Origin of the sequence: Enterococcus sp. S183_ASV_20 (assembly GCF_018919685.1) — a bacterium.
GTDB lineage: Bacteria > Bacillota > Bacilli > Lactobacillales > Enterococcaceae > Enterococcus > Enterococcus faecalis.
The window spans coordinates 1-17,312 of record NZ_JAHLRI010000045.1 but is presented as its reverse complement, the minus strand read 5'-3'; the positions used below and the strand labels follow the sequence as shown (position 1 = coordinate 17,312).

The window sequence follows — 17,312 nt, the reverse complement described above, 5'->3', positions numbered from 1 at the left end:
ATTACAGGAACAGACGAAGTTGTGAACAATCAAGACATTCAATTATTTGAAGAAGGATTATTGGACTCTTTAGCAACGGTTCAATTATTAGTAGAAATTGAAGGACAACTAGGAATCCAAGTTCCTGTATCAGACTTTGACCGTGAAGTATGGGGAACACCAAAACAAATCATTCAACAAGTGGAAGCTTTACAATAATGTCTAGAAAAAAACGACTAATCAGAATCTTAGGTCCAGTGCTTTGTTCAGCGGTCTTGGTTGCAGTGTTCTTTTTTGCACCGTTCAGAATCAATTTAACTTCCGAAAAAACGTTGAAGGAAGCATCAACGTCAATGGCACCGAACGTTTTAAAAGGCAATGTGATTAAAAACAAAGCAGTGGCTTCTGGTAAATATGTTCCTTTTTTTGGCTCTTCTGAATTAAGTCGATTTAGTGCTTTCCACCCTAGTGTGCTCTCTGAAAAGTATCAACGGAACTACCGACCGTTTTTACTAGGAGAAGCGGGCACACAGTCATTAACCCAAGCGATGGTCATTCATTCGATGGGCGATGCGATTGCCAATAAAAAAGCGGTCTTTATTTTATCTCCGCAATGGTTTGTCAAAAAGGGTGTACCTAATGATAGTTTTGGTGCACACTATTCACAATTACAAACCTATCAATGGTTAGCTAATTTAACCGAATTAACCAGCGGTGACCAATATCTAGCACAACGTTTGACCAAATTTCCAGTTGTTCAAAAAGACAAAGTCTTAATGGAAACCTTGGCAAATCTGCAGGCAGGGCAACTTCCCCAACGCTCTCAACGAGATTATTTTATAATGAATCTCCGTTTCTTGAATCGTGAAGATGAATTGTTTAGCCAAATTGGCATGGTTAGCAGAGAACCAATTGTTGAAAAAGATATGAAACAATTACCTGCTACTTATAATTTTAATGAATTAGATCAGCTAGCTGGAAAAATTGCGGCAAAAGCCATTAATAATAATAAATTTGAAATTAGTAACGGTTTTTATCGCCAACGGATTAAACCAGTTTTACCGAAATTAGCTCATTCACAAAAGAAATGGGATTATCGTTTTTCTCCAGAATATGGTGATTTCCAAGCTGCGTTAGAACAGTTAGCAGAAAAAAATGTCGATGTTTTATTTGTAATCCCACCTGTTAACAAACGTTGGTCGGACTATACGGGCTTGTCACAAGATATGTTGCAACAAGTAGCACGCAAGCTGAAATATCAACTTCAAGAGCAAGGGTTTACTAACATTGCTGACTTCTCAACATGTAGTAATGAACGCTACTTTATGGCGGACACGATTCATTTAGGTTGGCGTGGTTGGCTCGCTGTTGATCGTCAAGTAGATGAATTTATGAAACAACCTGCGTCTAAAAAGTTAGCGTATCAAATTGATGATCGTTTTTATCAGACAGATTGGCAACAACAAAATCCATTGGTCTTACCTCAATTTTAAGAAGGCAAGATGGATCAAGTACCAATTATCTGAAGCGGACTAGAAGCGCTTCGTAACAATGAAAATAGCCTGTACCTGCCGTTGAATAACGAGCGTGCAGGCTGTTTTTTCGTTTATTTTTAGTGGAGAACGTTGCTCAATTTATTTTTTGTAAGTATTTTTTTAGTTCGTGGTATAATGGATAAAATTGGTTTTTGAGGGGAGTTATTTTTATGGATGCAAAAGAAGAAAAAATGTTAATTGATTTAACAAGTGCTGAAGGGATTGCTGGGAATGAAGACGAAGTACGTTCGTTATTTAAAAAGTATGCAGCACCGTATGCGGATAAATTTTTATATGATGGTCTTGGCAGTATTATTGCAAAAAATGTTGGTGATAAAGAAGGACCAAAAGTCTACATTTCTGGGCATATGGATGAAGTCGGTTTCATGGTTACCCAAATCACAGAAAAAGGCTTTTTAAAATTTCAAACCGTTGGCGGTTGGTGGGGGCAAGTGATGTTGGCCCAACAAGTTCAGATTAAAACCACGACTGGTAAGGTTTACCATGGTGTCATTGGGTCTAAACCACCGCATGTGTTAACAGCGGAAGTTCGTAACAAACCCTCTGAGATTGCAGATATGTTTATTGATATTGGTGCAAGTAGCGATCAACAAGTTGCAGAATGGGGGATTCATCCAGGAGATATGGTGACACCATATATTGACTATCGTCGCATGAATGATACAAAATTTTTATTGGCAAAAGCGTGGGATAACCGAATTGGTACGGCCGTTTCATTAAAAGTTTTAGAAAATTTAGCGACAGAAGGGCACCCCAATATTTTATTTGCAGGCAGTGATGTGCAAGAAGAAGTGGGGCTACGCGGTGCGCAAACAAGTACGCATCTTGTGAATCCAGACATAGCGTTTGCTTTAGACACAGGAACAGCTGGTGACACACCAGGAATGACACCTAAAGAAGCCGACTCTGTTTTAGGTGAAGGGCCACAAATTTTGATTTATGATGCATCGATGATTCCGCATAAAAAATTACGTGATTTTGTTATTCAAGTGGCGGAAGAAAATAACATTCCCTTCCAATATACAGTGATTACAGGGGGAGGTACGGATGCTGGCCGCATGCATTTAACACGCAATGGGATTCCATCATTAGCCATCACGGTGCCTGTTAGATATCTGCATTCACATACCTCAGTTATTCATGAAGATGATTATTTCAACACAGTCAAATTAGTCACAGAAGTGGTGAAACGTCTAGATAAAGAAACAGTCGCTAAATTGACTAGTTATTAGTTTCAGAAAGGATGGAATGAATGAAAAGTTTAGTAACAAATTCGCAACATCGTGCCAATGCTCGCAGAGCTCTTGATGGGCAATGGGGGATCATGGCTTGGTTAACTTTCTTAGGAGTGGTTTTACAGAGCTTCTTAACATCGATTGTGCAAAATTTATTTTCTGGTGAAAATCAAGTTTTTCAAAGTAGTTTTGCCGCAGTATTACTGCAAATTTTTGTTTTATTCGCGTTAAGTTATGCGCTATATTACGCAGCCTTGAAGGTGTTGCGTGGTGAAAAGGTGCGGGTCAATATTTTAATGAGTGTTTTTCAAGGAAAATATTATGGTCCGCTATTTGTGGTCAACCTACTTCAAAAAGTACTTGAACGTGTAATTGGTTTGTTATTTTTGTTACCAATTTTATTTGGGGCAGGGACAACCTTGTATTTCAAATTGATGTTTAATACAGTTACACCAGAGGAAATCCAAGCCTTTTTCTTAAATGATTTTTCCTTTTTCCTAGCGTTTGGTGTTGCCACTATCTTGATCTTTTTAATTGGTTTATTTGTGAGTGGCGTTTTTCAATTTGCTGTGTGGCTACGTTTTGATAATCCAGAACTGCCAATTATGATGGCGTTGAAACAGGCGTTATATTTAATGAAAAATCGTTTTTGGCAATATTTATGTTTACAATTTTCTTTTATTGGTTGGTATATTGTGGGCTTTTTAGCTATTGGTATCGGTCTATTATGGGTGATTCCTTATAACTATGTAGCGTTAGCTAGTTTTTATCAAACTGCCTTAGAAGAAAAAGGTTTAGCCGAAGAATAAAAAAGAAGCTTGAATCCTTCGTTATCTCGACAAAGGGTTCAGGTTTTTTCTTTGGTCTTTTTGTGAAAATTTAAGCGTTTTAACCTCGTTTTTCCGTTATTTTATGGTAACATGGAAGTATCGTATTGAAGGAGGTTGTCCACACATGAAATTGACTGTCTTAGGCTGTTTAGGTGCTTATCCATACAAAGGAGAAGGAACGAGTTCCTATTTGTTAGAATCTGAAGGCTTTCATTTGCTTATTGATGCAGGCAGTACGACATTAGTGCGTTTAGAAAACTATCTAGATCCATTGAAATTAGATGCTGTCATTCTGTCGCATTACCATCATGACCATATCGCAGATTTAGGTGTTTTACAATATTATCGTCAGCTTTATCCAACGCTGGAACCGACGCCTATTTTGCCAATATATGGCCATACACAAGATCAAATGCATTTCAAAGAACTAACGCTTCCTAACGTTTCCGAAGGGAAAGAGTATTTTGAAGCAGAAGAGTTGGCAGTAGGACCATTTTTAATTACTTTCATGGAAACGATTCATCCTGTCACTTGTTACGCGATGCGGATTGTTGAAAAAGCGACTGGCAAAGTCTTTGTCTTTACAGGAGACTCTGGTTACTTAGCAAGTTTTGAAGACTTTGCAAAAGACGCTGATTTATTCTTAGCGGATACGTACTTATTTGAAGGTAATGAACGACATCATGCACACTTTACGTCAAGAGAAGCGGGTGAAATTGCCAAAGCAGCACAAGTCAAACAATTGATGTTGACCCATTTACCACAACATGGGTCATTGGAACAACTACGGGAAGAAGCGCAAAACTATGCTGGAACGGAAATTCCAGTGACATTAGCCCAACCAGATTTAACAGTTGAGATTTAAAAAAGTAACTATACCAAGGGAGAGAACCGATTGTGATTTTTGTACCGAATGAAAATAATGACCCACGAGTGAACTTAGCAATTGAAACATATTTGTTAACAGAAATGCCTTTAGATGAGCCCATTCTTTTATTTTACATTAACGAGCCGTCAATCATTATTGGCCGTAACCAAAATACAATTGAAGAAATTAACAAAGAATATGTAGATGAGCACGGCATTCATGTTGTTCGTCGCTTAAGTGGCGGCGGCGCCGTTTATCATGATCATGGTAATTTGAATTTTAGTTTTATTATGCCAGATGACGGCAACTCTTTCCGTGATTTCGCAAAAGTTACCCAACCAATTATCCAAGCATTGCAGGACTTAGGCGTTGAAGGTGCCGAATTAAAAGGGCGCAATGACCTAGTGATTAATGATATGAAGTTTTCAGGAAATGCGATGTACGCTACCAACGGCCGCATGTTTGCGCATGGAACCTTAATGTTTGATAGTGATATTGATGAAGTTGTAAATACATTGAAAGTACGGAAAGATAAAATCGAATCTAAAGGTATCAAGTCTGTTCGTTCACGGGTAACAAACATTAAACCATTTTTATCTGAAGATAAACAAGAGATGACAACGGAAGAATTCCGCCAAGAAATTCTTTTGAAAATTTTCGGCGTAGATTCGATCGACCAAGTTAAAACGTATGAATTAACTGATCAAGACTGGGCGGCTATTAACAAAATTTCAGAGCAATACTATCGCAATTGGGATTGGAATTATGGTAAATCACCTGCATTTAACTTAGAACGTCGCCATCGTTTTCCAATTGGTTCAATTGAAATGAAAATGAATGTGGCGGATGGTGCCATTCAAGAAATTAAAATCTTTGGGGACTTCTTTGGGCTTGGTGAAATTAAAGATGTTGAAGATATTTTAACCGGCGTGAAATATGATAAAGCTTCTTTAGAAGAAGCCATTGATCAAATTGACGTTAAAAAATACTTTGGAAATATCGAAAAAGAAGATTTGCTTGGGTTAATTTATTAAAAAAAAGACAGCCGTTTCAAACGGTTGTCTTTTTTCTAGCTAAAAATAATTTTTAGCTTTTAGAAAGGTAGTGCTATGTGCAAAATCGTCGAAACGATTTTTATCAGGGAACTATCAAATAGCTCGCCTGCATATGTACTTGAACCAAGTCAAGTCCGGGAATTTGGTTATGTGCTTCACTATAAATCACTATCTGTAAAGAGTATACAAGATTTCCTTTCTTTTGTGATATCAAATTTTTACAGACAAAGTAGTAAAATTTGACGTTTCTTATTTTAGCAAGGTTATAGGCTTGTTTTGGGGCTTGAATTAGCAAGAATTAATAGTGATTTAAGGGAAAATATTAACATATGTAGAAATATTTTTATAAGAAATAACGAGAAAAAATCAATAGGTATGTTCTTGAGGGCTACTTTTTGACGTTTTCTGAATAAAACTTAATAAAAAATAGCAGAAACAAAGAAAAAATGTGCTTACAAGAAGTAATCCGCACTTAGCTAGGAAGTTAAGAATGTGCATGTTATTTTCAAACAAATAATAAGAATCCTATTTCAATCCTTTACAGAGGAACAAGGACTTCGTATAATAAAGGGACGAAAAGGAGCGAAAGTGATGAGAAACGAAATGATGCATCGACCAGTCGTTAAACCAGAACTGGTTGAGTATATGCGTACAAAACAAAAGAAACTTCCCGGAGAATTAGGGGCAGTGGAGGCGGAAGCCAATGAAGCAGGGGTGCCGATTATTCCGCACGAAACAGTAGTTTTTCTACAATTTTTGCTAGGACAACTAAAGCCCAAAAATATTTTAGAAATCGGGGCAGCAATTGGTTTTTCTTCAAGCTTGATGGCCCAATTTGTCGGTGAAGATGGTCACGTGACCACGATTGATCGTTTTGACGTAATGATAAAAAAAGCGAAGAAAACTTACCAACGCCTAGACTTAGAAGAAAAGGTCACTCTTTTAGAAGGACAAGCAGCTGAGATTCTACCAACGTTGGAAGGACCTTATGACTTTATTTTTATGGATAGTGCCAAATCAAAATACATTGAATTTTTACCTGAATGTTTACGGTTGCTACCAGTTGGCGGCGTTTTGATGGTGGATGATGTATTTCAAGCTGGGACAATTTTAGACCCTGCTGAGGAAGTACCGAAAAAAAATCGAGCGATTCATCGTAAATTAAACCAATTTTTAGATGTAGTCATGGCGCACCCTGATTTAACTTCTACTTTAGTTCCTCTTGGTGATGGAGTTATTTTAATTACCAAAGAGAAAGAAACGATTATTTTAGATAGTTAAAGAATGTATTCACAAAAAGAAAGCGAATCATTAAAAAGCAAGTTCTTTTAATGATTCGCTTTCTTTTTTATGTTATTTAAAAAGTTATCTCGCTATTTATAATTGAGAATGATAATCATATAATTCTCAATAGTACAGTATTATACGCTAATAGAACCTCGTTTGTTTATAATTATTCTATTGACGGAATAATTATAAACTGTTATCCTTAAAGAGTAAAAAAACAGAGGAGGAACGACAATGAATTTAATTAATCAAAAACTTTTTGACTTTGAATGTGATGCCTATCACGATGGTGAATTTACACGAGTATCAACAGAAGATATTTTAGGAAAATGGAGTATTTTCTTCTTTTATCCAGCTGATTTTTCTTTCGTGTGTCCTACGGAATTAGGGGATATGCAAGAGCATTATGCGCATTTACAGGAATTAAATTGTGAGGTTTACTCTGTTTCAGAAGATAGTCATTATGTGCATAAAGCATGGGCTGACGCTACAGAAACGATTGGAAAAATTAAATATCCAATGTTAGCCGATCCCAACGGTAAACTTGCTCGTTTCTTTGGCGTTTTAGATGAAGCTTCTGGAATGGCTTACCGTGCTTCATTTATTGTGAGTCCAGAAGGTGAGATTAAATCTTATGAAATCAACGACATGGGTATTGGTCGTAATGCTGAAGAACTTGTTCGTAAATTAGAAGCTTCTCAATTTGTAGCAGAACATGGTGATAAAGTTTGTCCAGCCAATTGGCAACCAGGAGAAGAAACGATTGCGCCAAGCTTAGATTTAGTTGGTAAAATTTAAATTCGCTTTGTAAATAGAGGTCAAAGAGTTGGATAAAACAGAGAAAATGTTTTGTTCAGCTCTTTTTCTGAAACACAGAAGAAAGAGGAGAAGCAAGTGACAGAAGAAATCTACGATTTGATTATTATTGGTGGCGGCTCAACTGCTTTATCTGCAGGTATCTATGCAGGTCGCGCAATGATGGATACCTTAATTATTGAAAAAGACAAAATTGGCGGACAAGTAACGACGACTTCTGAAATTGTGAACTATCCAGCGATTCGTCATACAACAGGTCCAGAACTAATGGAAGAAATGCGCATTCAAGCACAAGACTTCGGTGTAGCTTTTACAAACGACGAGATTATTGATGTTGATTTTAGTCAAACGATAAAAACTGTTCAATCGGCGAGTCAAACCTACCAAGCATATGCAGTATTGATTGCGACAGGGGCCTCTGCTCGTAAAATTGGTTTCCCTGGTGAAAGTGAATTTACAGGACGCGGCGTGGCCTATTGTTCTACTTGTGATGGGGAGTTTTTCCAAGGCCTAGATATTTTTGTGATTGGTGGCGGTTATGCAGCAGCGGAAGAGGCCGTTTATTTGACACGTTACGGTAAATCAGTAACGATGATTATCCGAGAACCCGATTTTACATGTGCAAAATTAACTGCGGAGGCGGCCAAAAATCACCCGAAAATTAAGATTGTTTATAACACAGAAGTGAAAGAAATTACGGGAGATGATTTTGTCCGAAAAGCTGTGTTTGTCAATAACCAGACGGGAGAAGAAACGGTTTATGAAGCGCCAAAAGACAGTACATTTGGCCTGTTTGTTTTTGCTGGAAATAAACCAAGTACAGAAATTTTTGAAGGAAAAATTGCCTTAGACCGTGGGTATGTGCCAACAACTGAGAATATGGAAACCAATATTCCCGGAGTTTATGCAGCAGGAGATTTACGAATAAAAGAATTACGTCAAATTGTGACGGCGGTTGCAGACGGTGCAATTGCCGCCACTCATGCGCAACGTTACGTGACAGAACAAAAAACACAGGCGGGCCAACCGATTGTAACGAAGCGAATGACTGAACGATTAGCTAATCAATCTGCCCCTGAAACAAACAGTCAGCAACCAAAAGAAAAACAGCCAGCGAAAGTTACTGGTAAGCATCAGTGGTTCCCAGAAAGTATGCGCCAACAATTAAGCGGTATTTTTGCTAAACTAACCAAAAAAGTGACATTGCTTCAGTTTTTGGATGCAAGTGATGAAAAATCATTGGAACTTCAGTCATTCTTAACAGAATTTGCAAGTCTGGATCAGAAGATTACTTTAGAAACGATTTTGAAAGATACTGAGCCAGCCAAAGAATTGCTGTATGGGATTGAAAAAATGCCTAGCGTTGTGCTCTTAGATGCGGCAGGAAACTATACAGGAATTAAATTTAGTGGTATTCCTAGTGGCCATGAAGTAAACTCGTTGGTTTTGGCGGTTTATAATGTCGGCAGCGAGGGGCAGCCGTTAGAAGCAAGTCTGCAAAAGAACATACTTGCATTGCCAAAAAGAAAAATAGAAATCTTTGTTTCACTAACATGTCATTTCTGTCCCGATGTCGTGGCGGCTTGCCAACGTATTGCATCAATTAATCCTCATGTGGAAGCAGAAATGGTGGACATTAGTCTGTTTCCAGAGTTGAAAAAAGAAAAGAAAATTATGAGCGTTCCAGCAATGCTGATTGATGGAGAACAAATGATTTTTGGTTCAAAAACAATGACCGAAATTATTGAAGCCTTGGCTTAAAAGAGGCGGAAAAAAGTAATTAGCCTAAAAACCTAAGTCATTCAAAAAAGTGAGAAATACGTCGAGATGATGTATTTCTCACTTTTTTCGCATAGTTAGTCAAGTATCTCTTTTGATTAGGCGATTGAGTTTCCTAAAAAGAATTAAAAAGACACAACAGCAAATGAACAATAGGCTTCCTGTTAGTGGTAAAAAGATACCTTGCATGTAGCTATCGATATGCATTAAACCAGGTACCTCGCTGAAAAAATCATGGATAAACTGTTGAATGAGCTTATTGGCTAGAAAAGCAGCTAAAGGCAAAATAAAAATCAAATAATAGATGGGTTGTAAGGCATAGCTAATTAAAATTTGTAATTTTGTCGTACCTAAAAGAGCTAAGATCAGTAAGTCGTTTTTTTGCTCTAAAAAAGTTAGGAAGAAAGCTCGGCAAATATAACTAATCAGGAAGAAAAAGAGTGTTCCAGCGCTGATTCCAGCCAAACCTCTGAAAATTTTCAAGGGAGGAATCACTGCATAATTATCAAGAAGAATCATTTGTGAAAGCCATCGAGAAAACAACAAAGTCAATAATAGAGCAGAAAAAGTCAGAAAACTAATAATAAAGATAAGAATCAACGTACTAAATTGGTTTTTTGAGCGCCACGCATTTTTGAGAGAGTCTGTGAATAAGTAAAGAATCGAATACATCATCGCGTCCTTTCTGAAAAATTTTTGGTCTAGAGGAAAAGTTATGTAAAAGAAAAGACGTTATCTCCTGCCAACTAGCCACTGAAAGAGATAACGCCCTTGCTGGAAACAAGAACTGGATTATTTCACCAATACTAATTTTTTTAAAGGTTCAACCCCAAATCGTTGTTCTTGCTGTAAAAGAATTTCGGCACAAGCTCGGCTATCTTCTAAAGCATCATGATGATTATTTAAAGTGATATTGAGGTTTTCACAAACGGTATTTAATTTATGATTAGGAAATTCAGGAAACAGTTTGCGACTCGTTTTGACTGTACATAAAGAAAGGTAATTAGGTTGTTCTAAGCCATAGTAATCTAAACAGCCAGCCAAAACACTACAATCGAAACTTGCATTGTGAGCGACCACTAACCGATTTGGTTGAAAACAATGCTGAATTTGTTGCCAGACTTCAGGGAATTTGGGCGCATTGACAACATCTGATTCATGAATGCCGTGAATTTGCGTATTTCGCCAGAAAAAAGGTGTTTCTGGTTTGATTAACGTGTAAAATTCATCCACAATCCGACTATTTTCTACTTTAACAATTGCAATGGAACAGGCACTATGTTTATCATAACTAGCTGTTTCAAAGTCAAAAGCGTAAAAGTTCATTAAAAAAAACTCCTTTCAACGCGTTGAGTAACACTTAAAAATCAAGTACAACTTCCACTGGACAATGATCACTACCAAGAATATCTGTATGGATTTTAGCACTGACTAAACGTTCATTCAAGGATTCTGACACAACGAAATAGTCAATCCGCCAACCTGCGTTATTTTTTCGTGCGTTAAAGCGATAACTCCACCATGAGTAGATGCCTTCAGCTTCTGGATAAAAATAACGGAATGTATCAGTGAAACCACTGTCTAATAACTCAGTAAATTTTTGCCGTTCTTCAGGCGTGAACCCCGCATTTTTTTGATTGGTTTTCCAATTTTTTAAATCAATCTTTTGATGAGCTACGTTTAAATCACCGCAAAGAATTACGGGTTTTTCTTGATTTAATTCGTTTAAATAGGCACGAAACGCATCTTCCCATGTCATTCGATAAGCTAAACGCTTTAGTTCAGCTTGTGAGTTTGGTGTGTAGCAAGTGACCATGAAAAATTCTGGATATTCTAAAGTGATCACGCGGCCTTCTTGATCGTGAGCCTCGACACCTAAGCCATAGCGAACACTTAACGCTTCTTCTTTAGCGAAAATTGCTGTGCCAGAATAGCCTTTTTTTTCGGCGTAATTCCAATACTGATGATAGCCAGGAAGTTCTAAATCAATTTGCCCAGCTTGTAATTTTGTTTCTTGTAAACAGAAAAAATCTGCATCTAATTCATTAAAAACATCCATAAAATTCTTTTTAACAACCGCTCGTAAGCCGTTGACATTCCAAGAAATACATTTCATTGTTGAAACTCCTTTCAAATAAGAAACGCTTTTGCTCGTTTCAGTGCAAACCAGAACCAAAGAAAAGGTCGCTTGGTGCTTTCTTCTATTCTAATACTTTTTAAAGAAGTTTTAAATACTTGAAAAGAAAAAGAGAAAATGACTGATTTTTGGAAAGAAGTAGTCTATGATAAAATAGTAAAAAGAGCAGAAATGAGGACAAACGAATGAAAATTGGAGTCATTGGTTTAGGAAACATTGCACAAAAAGCGTATTTGCCAACTTATAGTGAATGCCGCCACTTGGCAGAGTTTGTATTAGCGACTAGGAACCCAGAAACACGACAAAAAATCGCTGATCAGTATGGCTTTACAGAAACCGTTGGGACCATAGAAGAATTGATTGAAGCAAAGATTGATGCTTGCTTTGTCCATGTAGCCACAAAAGTGCATGGTGCAGTTGTTCGCCAATTATTACAGGCTGGTATTCACGTCTTTGTGGACAAACCTTTAAGTGAAGAGCTTGCTGAAGTCAAAGAATTACAAGCATTGGCAGCAGCCAAAAATCTGCGCCTGATGGTTGGCTTCAATCGTCGTTTTGCCCCTTATACGGAAGTATTGAAAAATATTCCTGAAAAACAAACAATTTTTATTAAAAAGAACCGCATCAATACAACGAGAGAAACAAGTTTTATGATGTATGATTTATTTTTACATGTCGTTGATACCGCAGTTTATTTAGCGGAAGGACCGCTCCATGTGGTGCAGTCAAAATTAGTGGAAGAAAAAGGTCATTTAAAACGAGCAATTTTACAATTAGAAACCGAACAGACAACGATTGTTTGTTCCATGGATTTACACTCTGGGGCCAATACAGAAACTTTTGAAGTCACCAGCCCCACAGGTACTTATCGCTTGGAAAATTTAACGCATTTGACCATCCAAACAGAAGAAGAATACCAAGTAAAAGAGATGGGGGATTGGACGCCAACATTGGAAAAAAGAGGTTTTTACCAAATGGTTACTGCTTTCATCCAGGCCATTCAAAAACCGCAAGAGCAAGAGTTAAAACAAGAAAAAGTCTATGAAAGTCATGCGTTATGTGAAGAAATGCTACGCCAACAACAACGGCATGTTCTTTAAAGAGGACTAGCAACTTTCTTTCTATCATGCTAGAATAAGACAGATATTTTGAAAAGAAAGGACTAACTTTCGTGAACACTAAAGCTATGTTAGAAACATTAAACGAAATTACTTTATTAGTAGATGAACCATTAAAAAACGTAACCTTTACCAAAACAGGCGGACCAGCTGATGTGTTGGCCTTACCCAAAACAAAAAAAGAAGTTGAAGAGATTGTGGCGTATTGCCGAGAACAAGGACTTTCATGGTTAGTATTAGGCAATGCTAGCAACTTGATTGTTCGTGATGGCGGTATTCGCGATGTCGTGATTATGCTAACAGAAATGAAAGAAATCAAAGTAGCCGGTACCACCATGATTGTGGATGCTGGTGCCAAGCTGATTGATACAACCTACGAAGCCTTAGCAGCTGATTTAACTGGTTTTGAATTTGCTTGTGGCATTCCGGGAAGTGTCGGTGGTGCTGTTTATATGAATGCTGGAGCATACGGCGGGGAAATTAAAGATGTTTTCCAATCTGCAGAAGTGCTGTTGGCAGATGGAACTATCCAAACAATGACGAAAGAAGACCTGAATTTCCGTTATCGTCATAGTGAAATTCAAGAATTACATTGTATTGTCTTGCAAGCAACATTTGCTTTAGAAAAAGGAAACCATGCAGAAATTAAAGCCCAAATGGATGAATTAACGGAACTTCGTGAACTGAAGCAACCGCTAGAGTATCCCTCTTGTGGCAGTGTCTTTAAACGCCCTGTTGGTCATTTTACAGGGAAATTAATCCAAGACGCTGGCTTACAAGGCTTAAAATGGGGCGGTGCTCAAATTTCCGAAAAGCATGCGGGATTTATTGTTAACATCGATCATGCAACCGCAACAGATTATGTGGAATTAATTGCACATATCCAAGAAGTGATTAAAGAAAAATTTGATGTTGAATTACAAACGGAAGTTCGAATTATTGGTGAAGAAGTCTGAAGACTATTTAATTTTTCAAATGAAGATTAAATATACTTGTATTATGATCATAGGGAGATTACAATGAATTTTATTTATAAAAAATGGCTACCTTCAGCCATAAATGGGCTTTTTTTATTTTTTATTTCGATAACATTAATAGGTGCTTTTCGCTCAGATAACTTAAAAATCAGTACTCTTACAAACCGTTTTTTTTTGATACTGTTAATAGCAATACTTGCGATAGTAGTACTTCTTTTTAGTAAACATGCTAAAAAGTGGATTGATAAATATCTGTTTGGTGTAAAAAAAATATTTATGGAAAATATAGGATTAATTACAGGCATTTATTTTATTTTTGGCTTTTGTTTACAAGTGTTTATCTTAACTAATATTTCCGCTCCTATTGGTTGGGATGTATCAGCTATTTTTAATGGTGTAAGTGCTTTGCCTGAAAATAAAGAAGTTATCAGTAATTACCTATCAATAAATCCTAATAATTCTTTTTTCTTTTTTTTGATGTATGGAATTTCTAAGGTGATGAATCTGTTTAATCATACTTGGGGATCGTCTTGGTTTGTCTGGCAGTTGTGGAATTTAATATTTATAGGTATTCTTCTAGGTATTTGTTATCTTTTAAAGCCCTCCTCTATTGTATTCTTAATAGCATGGACTATTATTATGGGAATTAAATTACTCACTACCGGAAAGCTTTATAAAAAAAATGTTTTATCATTTTTTGTAGCGATGTTTTTCTTTATAATAACTGTGGGATGTTTTTCAATTTTTCAGAAGCAGCAAACAATCGTTAATTATGATGCTGAGATGCAAAAACCGTGGACGCACTTTGTAATGATGGGTCTGACTGGATCTGGAGGATATAGTGAGAAAGATACAAGAAAAGTGAATAGCCTTCCTACATTAGAAAAGAAAAAGAAATATACAACTGAAACTATAAAGAAACGGTTGGAAGATTATGGGATGGTAGGTTACACTAAATTTCTTCTAGTAAAACATTTTAATAATACTGATCGTGGCGATTTTGGTTGGGGACGAGATGGTACACCACAAAATCCTACAAAACCTTCGAAAAGTGAATTTCAAACGAAGCTTAGAGATACCTACTATCAACAAGGAAAACGTACAAATAATCTTCGGTTTGTCATGCAAATACTGTGGATTGTAGTTTTACTAGGAATGTTGTTATCTTTTTTTGTTAAGGACATTCAAGGAGGTACACTATTAATAATAAAATTAACGATTATAGGAGCATTTCTATATTTGCTTTTATTTGAAGGTGGACGATCTAGATATTTAATTCAGTATTTACCATTCTTCTATCTTTTATCGGCAAATGGTTTGGCACGAATTAATGACATTGTTTCTATAAACGGAATAAAAAAATCATTTACATCAACGGACTATAGAGGCTCTTTGCCAATAAGGACTGATGAGTTGTAAAAAATCAATTTTAGATTCATCAGTTCTCTAAATTATAGAGATATTTTAGTAGAAAATAAAAAACAACGATACAGTTCCCATAAAAGGAACTATATTGTTGTTTTTTACTTATATTACTAATAGTTTTCGTTCGGTAATTCGTAAATTTTACTCGTCTTCTAAATTTTCCAATTCTACAACTTTAAAGTTTTTCCGCTCTAAATGTTCTACAATGGCTGTACACGTTTCGGCAGTTGTGCCGGCTGGTAAAGTAATAAGTGTGCGACGAACAAATTCTTCACTATCGACATCCAATGTAATACAGCTGGCGATGCTGCTATATTTGGCAATGATTTTTGAAATGGCTGCTAAGTCGCCTTGTTGACCAACTGAAGCAATTGTTAAAACGTAGCTCCCTTGTTTTACATTCCAAGATTGCGCTAAAATATTTAATAAGGTGCTGTGTGTTAAAATGCCGTAAAAATAATTATTTTCATCTAAAACAGCAATGTAAGGCAGTTCTTTAATAGTAAAAAATACCTTGAAAAATGAAGTGTTGACATAAATAAATTTTGTAGCATTTTTTAACAAATAGGTAACAGGTAAACTCATATCGCCACCGTTTGCTTTGTGGCGGTAAATATGCATTTTATAGATATTTCCTCGGAAAATTTTTCCAGATTCGTCTAAAATTGGGACACAACGGTAACCTGAGTCTTCTAAAATAGAAAGAGCTTCTTCTAGAGTACAAGATTCATTGACGGTTGTTAAATTATCTTTTTTAATAACTACAGATTTTAATAACATAAACAGGCCTCCTAAGGGTTCATTTTTAATAAATTTATCATATCATAACTTAGCAGAAAACAATAGCTGAGACCTCAGAATAAAAGCAATTTTGTTAAAATAAATAGAAAATAAAGAAAAATCAGATATTTTATAAAAGAAATCAAGCACGTATTCGCGATAATGGTAAAAAATTACGTAAGAATCGGCACAGCGCTTCTTTAAAAAGTAAATTAAACTTTGACAACTTTTTCGAATAATGGTACTGTTAAGAAGTAAATTTGTGAATAGAGGAGGTCGAAGAACATGGCAACAAAGAAAGCAGCTCTTGCTTGTTCCGTTTGTGGCTCTCGCAACTATTCTAAATCCGTTAGTGAAGGTAAACGTGGCGAACGCTTAGAAATCAATAAATTCTGTAAATATTGTAATCAATACACGTTACATAAAGAAACGAAATAGATTTAGAGGAGGGTATCAACATGAAATTTTTCCGCAGCGTTGCTGATGAGATGAAGCAAGTAACTTGGCCAACAAAAAAACAATTGCGTAAAGATACATTAGTTGTAATTGAAACATCTATTTTATTTGCAGCATTGTTCTTTATCATGGATACTGTTATCCAAACGGCATTTGGCTGGATTTTAAAATAATTAATTCTAGTATTTCCCGACGAGGGGTGCTATAATAGTATTCGAGAAAAAGCTTCGGGAAACTGAGCTTTTTTTATTTGCTCGAAAAAAATAAACTAAAACATTTAAAGGAGCCGAATCAGTAATGGAAACTTTTGAAAGAAATTGGTACGTATTGCACACCTATTCAGGCTATGAAAATAAAGTAAAAGCAAACATTGAATCACGTGCACAAAGCATGGGGATGGGCGATTATATTTTTCGTGTCGTTGTACCAGAAGAAACAGAAAAAGAAGTCAAAAATGGTAAAGAAAAAGAAATCGTTCATAAAACTTTCCCTGGTTATGTGTTAGTGGAAATGATTATGACCGATGATTCTTGGTATATTGTTCGTAACACGCCAGGCGTAACTGGTTTTGTAGGCTCACATGGTGCTGGTAGTAAACCCGCTCCTTTATTACAAGAAGAAATTAACCACATTTTACGTTCAATTGGCATGAGCACCCGTCAATCAGACTTAGAAGTAGCGCTAGGCGATACAGTGAAAATTATCGAAGGTGCCTTTTCTGGTCTTGAAGGTGTTGTGACAGAAATCGATGAAGAAAAACAAAAATTAAAAGTAAACATCGATATGTTTGGTCGTGAAACAAGTACAGAATTAGACTTTGAACAAGTCGATAACATTGATTAATAAACAAGCTGACAAACTATTGTTCAGCTGATTGATACAGATTGTAGGGTCTGGAAAAGCAGTCAACTGACTTCTTTTCCAAGCCCTTTTTTAGGGCTCTTTGTCAAATGATGTTGGTAAAGAGAAATCTTAGAATAATTGGAGATCAAGTGGATCAGTTCCTCTTGATCT

19 protein-coding genes are annotated in these 17,312 nt (G+C 36.4%); 15 read left to right on the top strand and 4 right to left on the bottom strand.

The window, feature by feature from the left end; translation table 11 throughout:
* From dltC to KQI94_RS12230, 9 genes are all read left to right on the top strand, one after another.
* Positions 1-198, top strand: a 198-nt coding sequence (dltC, locus tag KQI94_RS12270) for a D-alanine--poly(phosphoribitol) ligase subunit DltC (protein ID WP_253296176.1), incomplete at its 5' end; no start/stop codon positions are given.
* Positions 198-1,472, top strand: a complete 1,275-nt coding sequence (gene dltD, locus KQI94_RS12265) for a D-alanyl-lipoteichoic acid biosynthesis protein DltD (protein WP_002356390.1) — start codon at positions 198-200, stop codon at positions 1,470-1,472. The genes dltC and dltD, both read left to right, overlap by 1 nt.
* A gap of 212 nt (positions 1,473-1,684) precedes the next feature.
* Positions 1,685-2,767, top strand: coding sequence for a M42 family metallopeptidase (locus tag KQI94_RS12260; RefSeq protein WP_024041798.1), 1,083 nt, complete (start codon positions 1,685-1,687; stop codon positions 2,765-2,767).
* A 20-nt stretch (positions 2,768-2,787) separates the two neighbouring features.
* On the top strand, positions 2,788-3,579 hold the full coding sequence (locus KQI94_RS12255) for a DUF975 family protein (RefSeq protein WP_002365061.1): 792 nt from the start codon (positions 2,788-2,790) through the stop codon (positions 3,577-3,579).
* A gap of 145 nt (positions 3,580-3,724) precedes the next feature.
* Positions 3,725-4,465, top strand: a complete 741-nt coding sequence (locus tag KQI94_RS12250) for an MBL fold metallo-hydrolase (RefSeq protein WP_002356393.1) — start codon at positions 3,725-3,727, stop codon at positions 4,463-4,465.
* A 32-nt stretch (positions 4,466-4,497) separates the two neighbouring features.
* Positions 4,498-5,502 carry a lipoate--protein ligase gene (locus tag KQI94_RS12245; protein ID WP_002368809.1) on the top strand — a complete coding sequence of 335 codons (1,005 nt, stop codon included), beginning with the start codon at positions 4,498-4,500 and terminating at the stop codon, positions 5,500-5,502.
* 612 nt (positions 5,503-6,114) lie between these two features.
* Positions 6,115-6,804, top strand: a complete 690-nt coding sequence (locus KQI94_RS12240; RefSeq protein ID WP_002381418.1) for an O-methyltransferase — start codon at positions 6,115-6,117, stop codon at positions 6,802-6,804.
* 240 nt (positions 6,805-7,044) lie between these two features.
* Positions 7,045-7,608, top strand: coding sequence for an alkyl hydroperoxide reductase subunit C (gene ahpC, locus KQI94_RS12235; RefSeq protein ID WP_216454447.1), 564 nt, complete (start codon positions 7,045-7,047; stop codon positions 7,606-7,608).
* A 96-nt stretch (positions 7,609-7,704) separates the two neighbouring features.
* The gene (locus KQI94_RS12230; protein WP_002368810.1) at positions 7,705-9,387 is read left to right on the top strand and encodes an FAD-dependent oxidoreductase; all 1,683 of its coding nucleotides are present in this window, start codon (positions 7,705-7,707) and stop codon (positions 9,385-9,387) included.
* 99 nt (positions 9,388-9,486) lie between these two features.
* On the opposite strand, the gene KQI94_RS12225 is transcribed toward KQI94_RS12230, so the two are convergent.
* From KQI94_RS12225 to KQI94_RS12215, 3 genes are all read right to left on the bottom strand, one after another.
* Positions 9,487-10,077, bottom strand: a complete 591-nt coding sequence (locus KQI94_RS12225) for a hypothetical protein (protein WP_002389799.1) — start codon at positions 10,075-10,077, stop codon at positions 9,487-9,489.
* A 120-nt stretch (positions 10,078-10,197) separates the two neighbouring features.
* Positions 10,198-10,731: a 3'-5' exonuclease gene (locus KQI94_RS12220; RefSeq protein WP_002356400.1), complete on the bottom strand. Its 534-nt coding sequence runs from the start codon at positions 10,729-10,731 to the stop codon at positions 10,198-10,200.
* Between the two features lie 34 nt (positions 10,732-10,765).
* On the bottom strand, positions 10,766-11,521 hold the full coding sequence (locus KQI94_RS12215; RefSeq protein WP_002368812.1) for an exodeoxyribonuclease III: 756 nt from the start codon (positions 11,519-11,521) through the stop codon (positions 10,766-10,768).
* A gap of 206 nt (positions 11,522-11,727) precedes the next feature.
* On the opposite strand from KQI94_RS12215, the gene KQI94_RS12210 reads away from it, so the two are divergent.
* The 3 genes from KQI94_RS12210 (at position 11,728) to KQI94_RS12200 (ending at position 15,056) form a co-directional block, all read left to right on the top strand.
* Positions 11,728-12,642, top strand: a complete 915-nt coding sequence (locus tag KQI94_RS12210) for a Gfo/Idh/MocA family oxidoreductase (RefSeq protein ID WP_002368813.1) — start codon at positions 11,728-11,730, stop codon at positions 12,640-12,642.
* 71 nt (positions 12,643-12,713) lie between these two features.
* Entirely contained in the window at positions 12,714-13,616 is a 903-nt protein-coding gene (murB, locus tag KQI94_RS12205) for a UDP-N-acetylmuramate dehydrogenase (protein WP_002356404.1), read from the top strand.
* 63 nt (positions 13,617-13,679) lie between these two features.
* A complete protein-coding gene (locus tag KQI94_RS12200; RefSeq protein WP_002389798.1) occupies positions 13,680-15,056 on the top strand; it encodes a hypothetical protein in 1,377 nt (458 codons plus the stop codon).
* 147 nt (positions 15,057-15,203) lie between these two features.
* Here KQI94_RS12200 and cbpA read toward each other — a convergent pair whose 3' ends face one another.
* Positions 15,204-15,842, bottom strand: coding sequence for a cyclic di-AMP binding protein CbpA (cbpA, locus tag KQI94_RS12195; RefSeq protein ID WP_002365057.1), 639 nt, complete (start codon positions 15,840-15,842; stop codon positions 15,204-15,206).
* Positions 15,843-16,127: 285 nt separating this feature from the next.
* Here cbpA and rpmG point away from each other — a divergent pair, with 285 nt between their 5' ends.
* From rpmG to nusG, 3 genes are all read left to right on the top strand, one after another.
* The gene (gene rpmG, locus KQI94_RS12190; protein WP_002356408.1) at positions 16,128-16,280 is read left to right on the top strand and encodes a 50S ribosomal protein L33; all 153 of its coding nucleotides are present in this window, start codon (positions 16,128-16,130) and stop codon (positions 16,278-16,280) included.
* A 20-nt stretch (positions 16,281-16,300) separates the two neighbouring features.
* A complete protein-coding gene (gene secE, locus KQI94_RS12185; protein WP_002356409.1) occupies positions 16,301-16,471 on the top strand; it encodes a preprotein translocase subunit SecE in 171 nt (56 codons plus the stop codon).
* A gap of 124 nt (positions 16,472-16,595) precedes the next feature.
* Positions 16,596-17,141, top strand: coding sequence for a transcription termination/antitermination protein NusG (gene nusG, locus KQI94_RS12180; RefSeq protein ID WP_002384070.1), 546 nt, complete (start codon positions 16,596-16,598; stop codon positions 17,139-17,141).
* Positions 17,142-17,312: the final 171 nt, after the last annotated feature.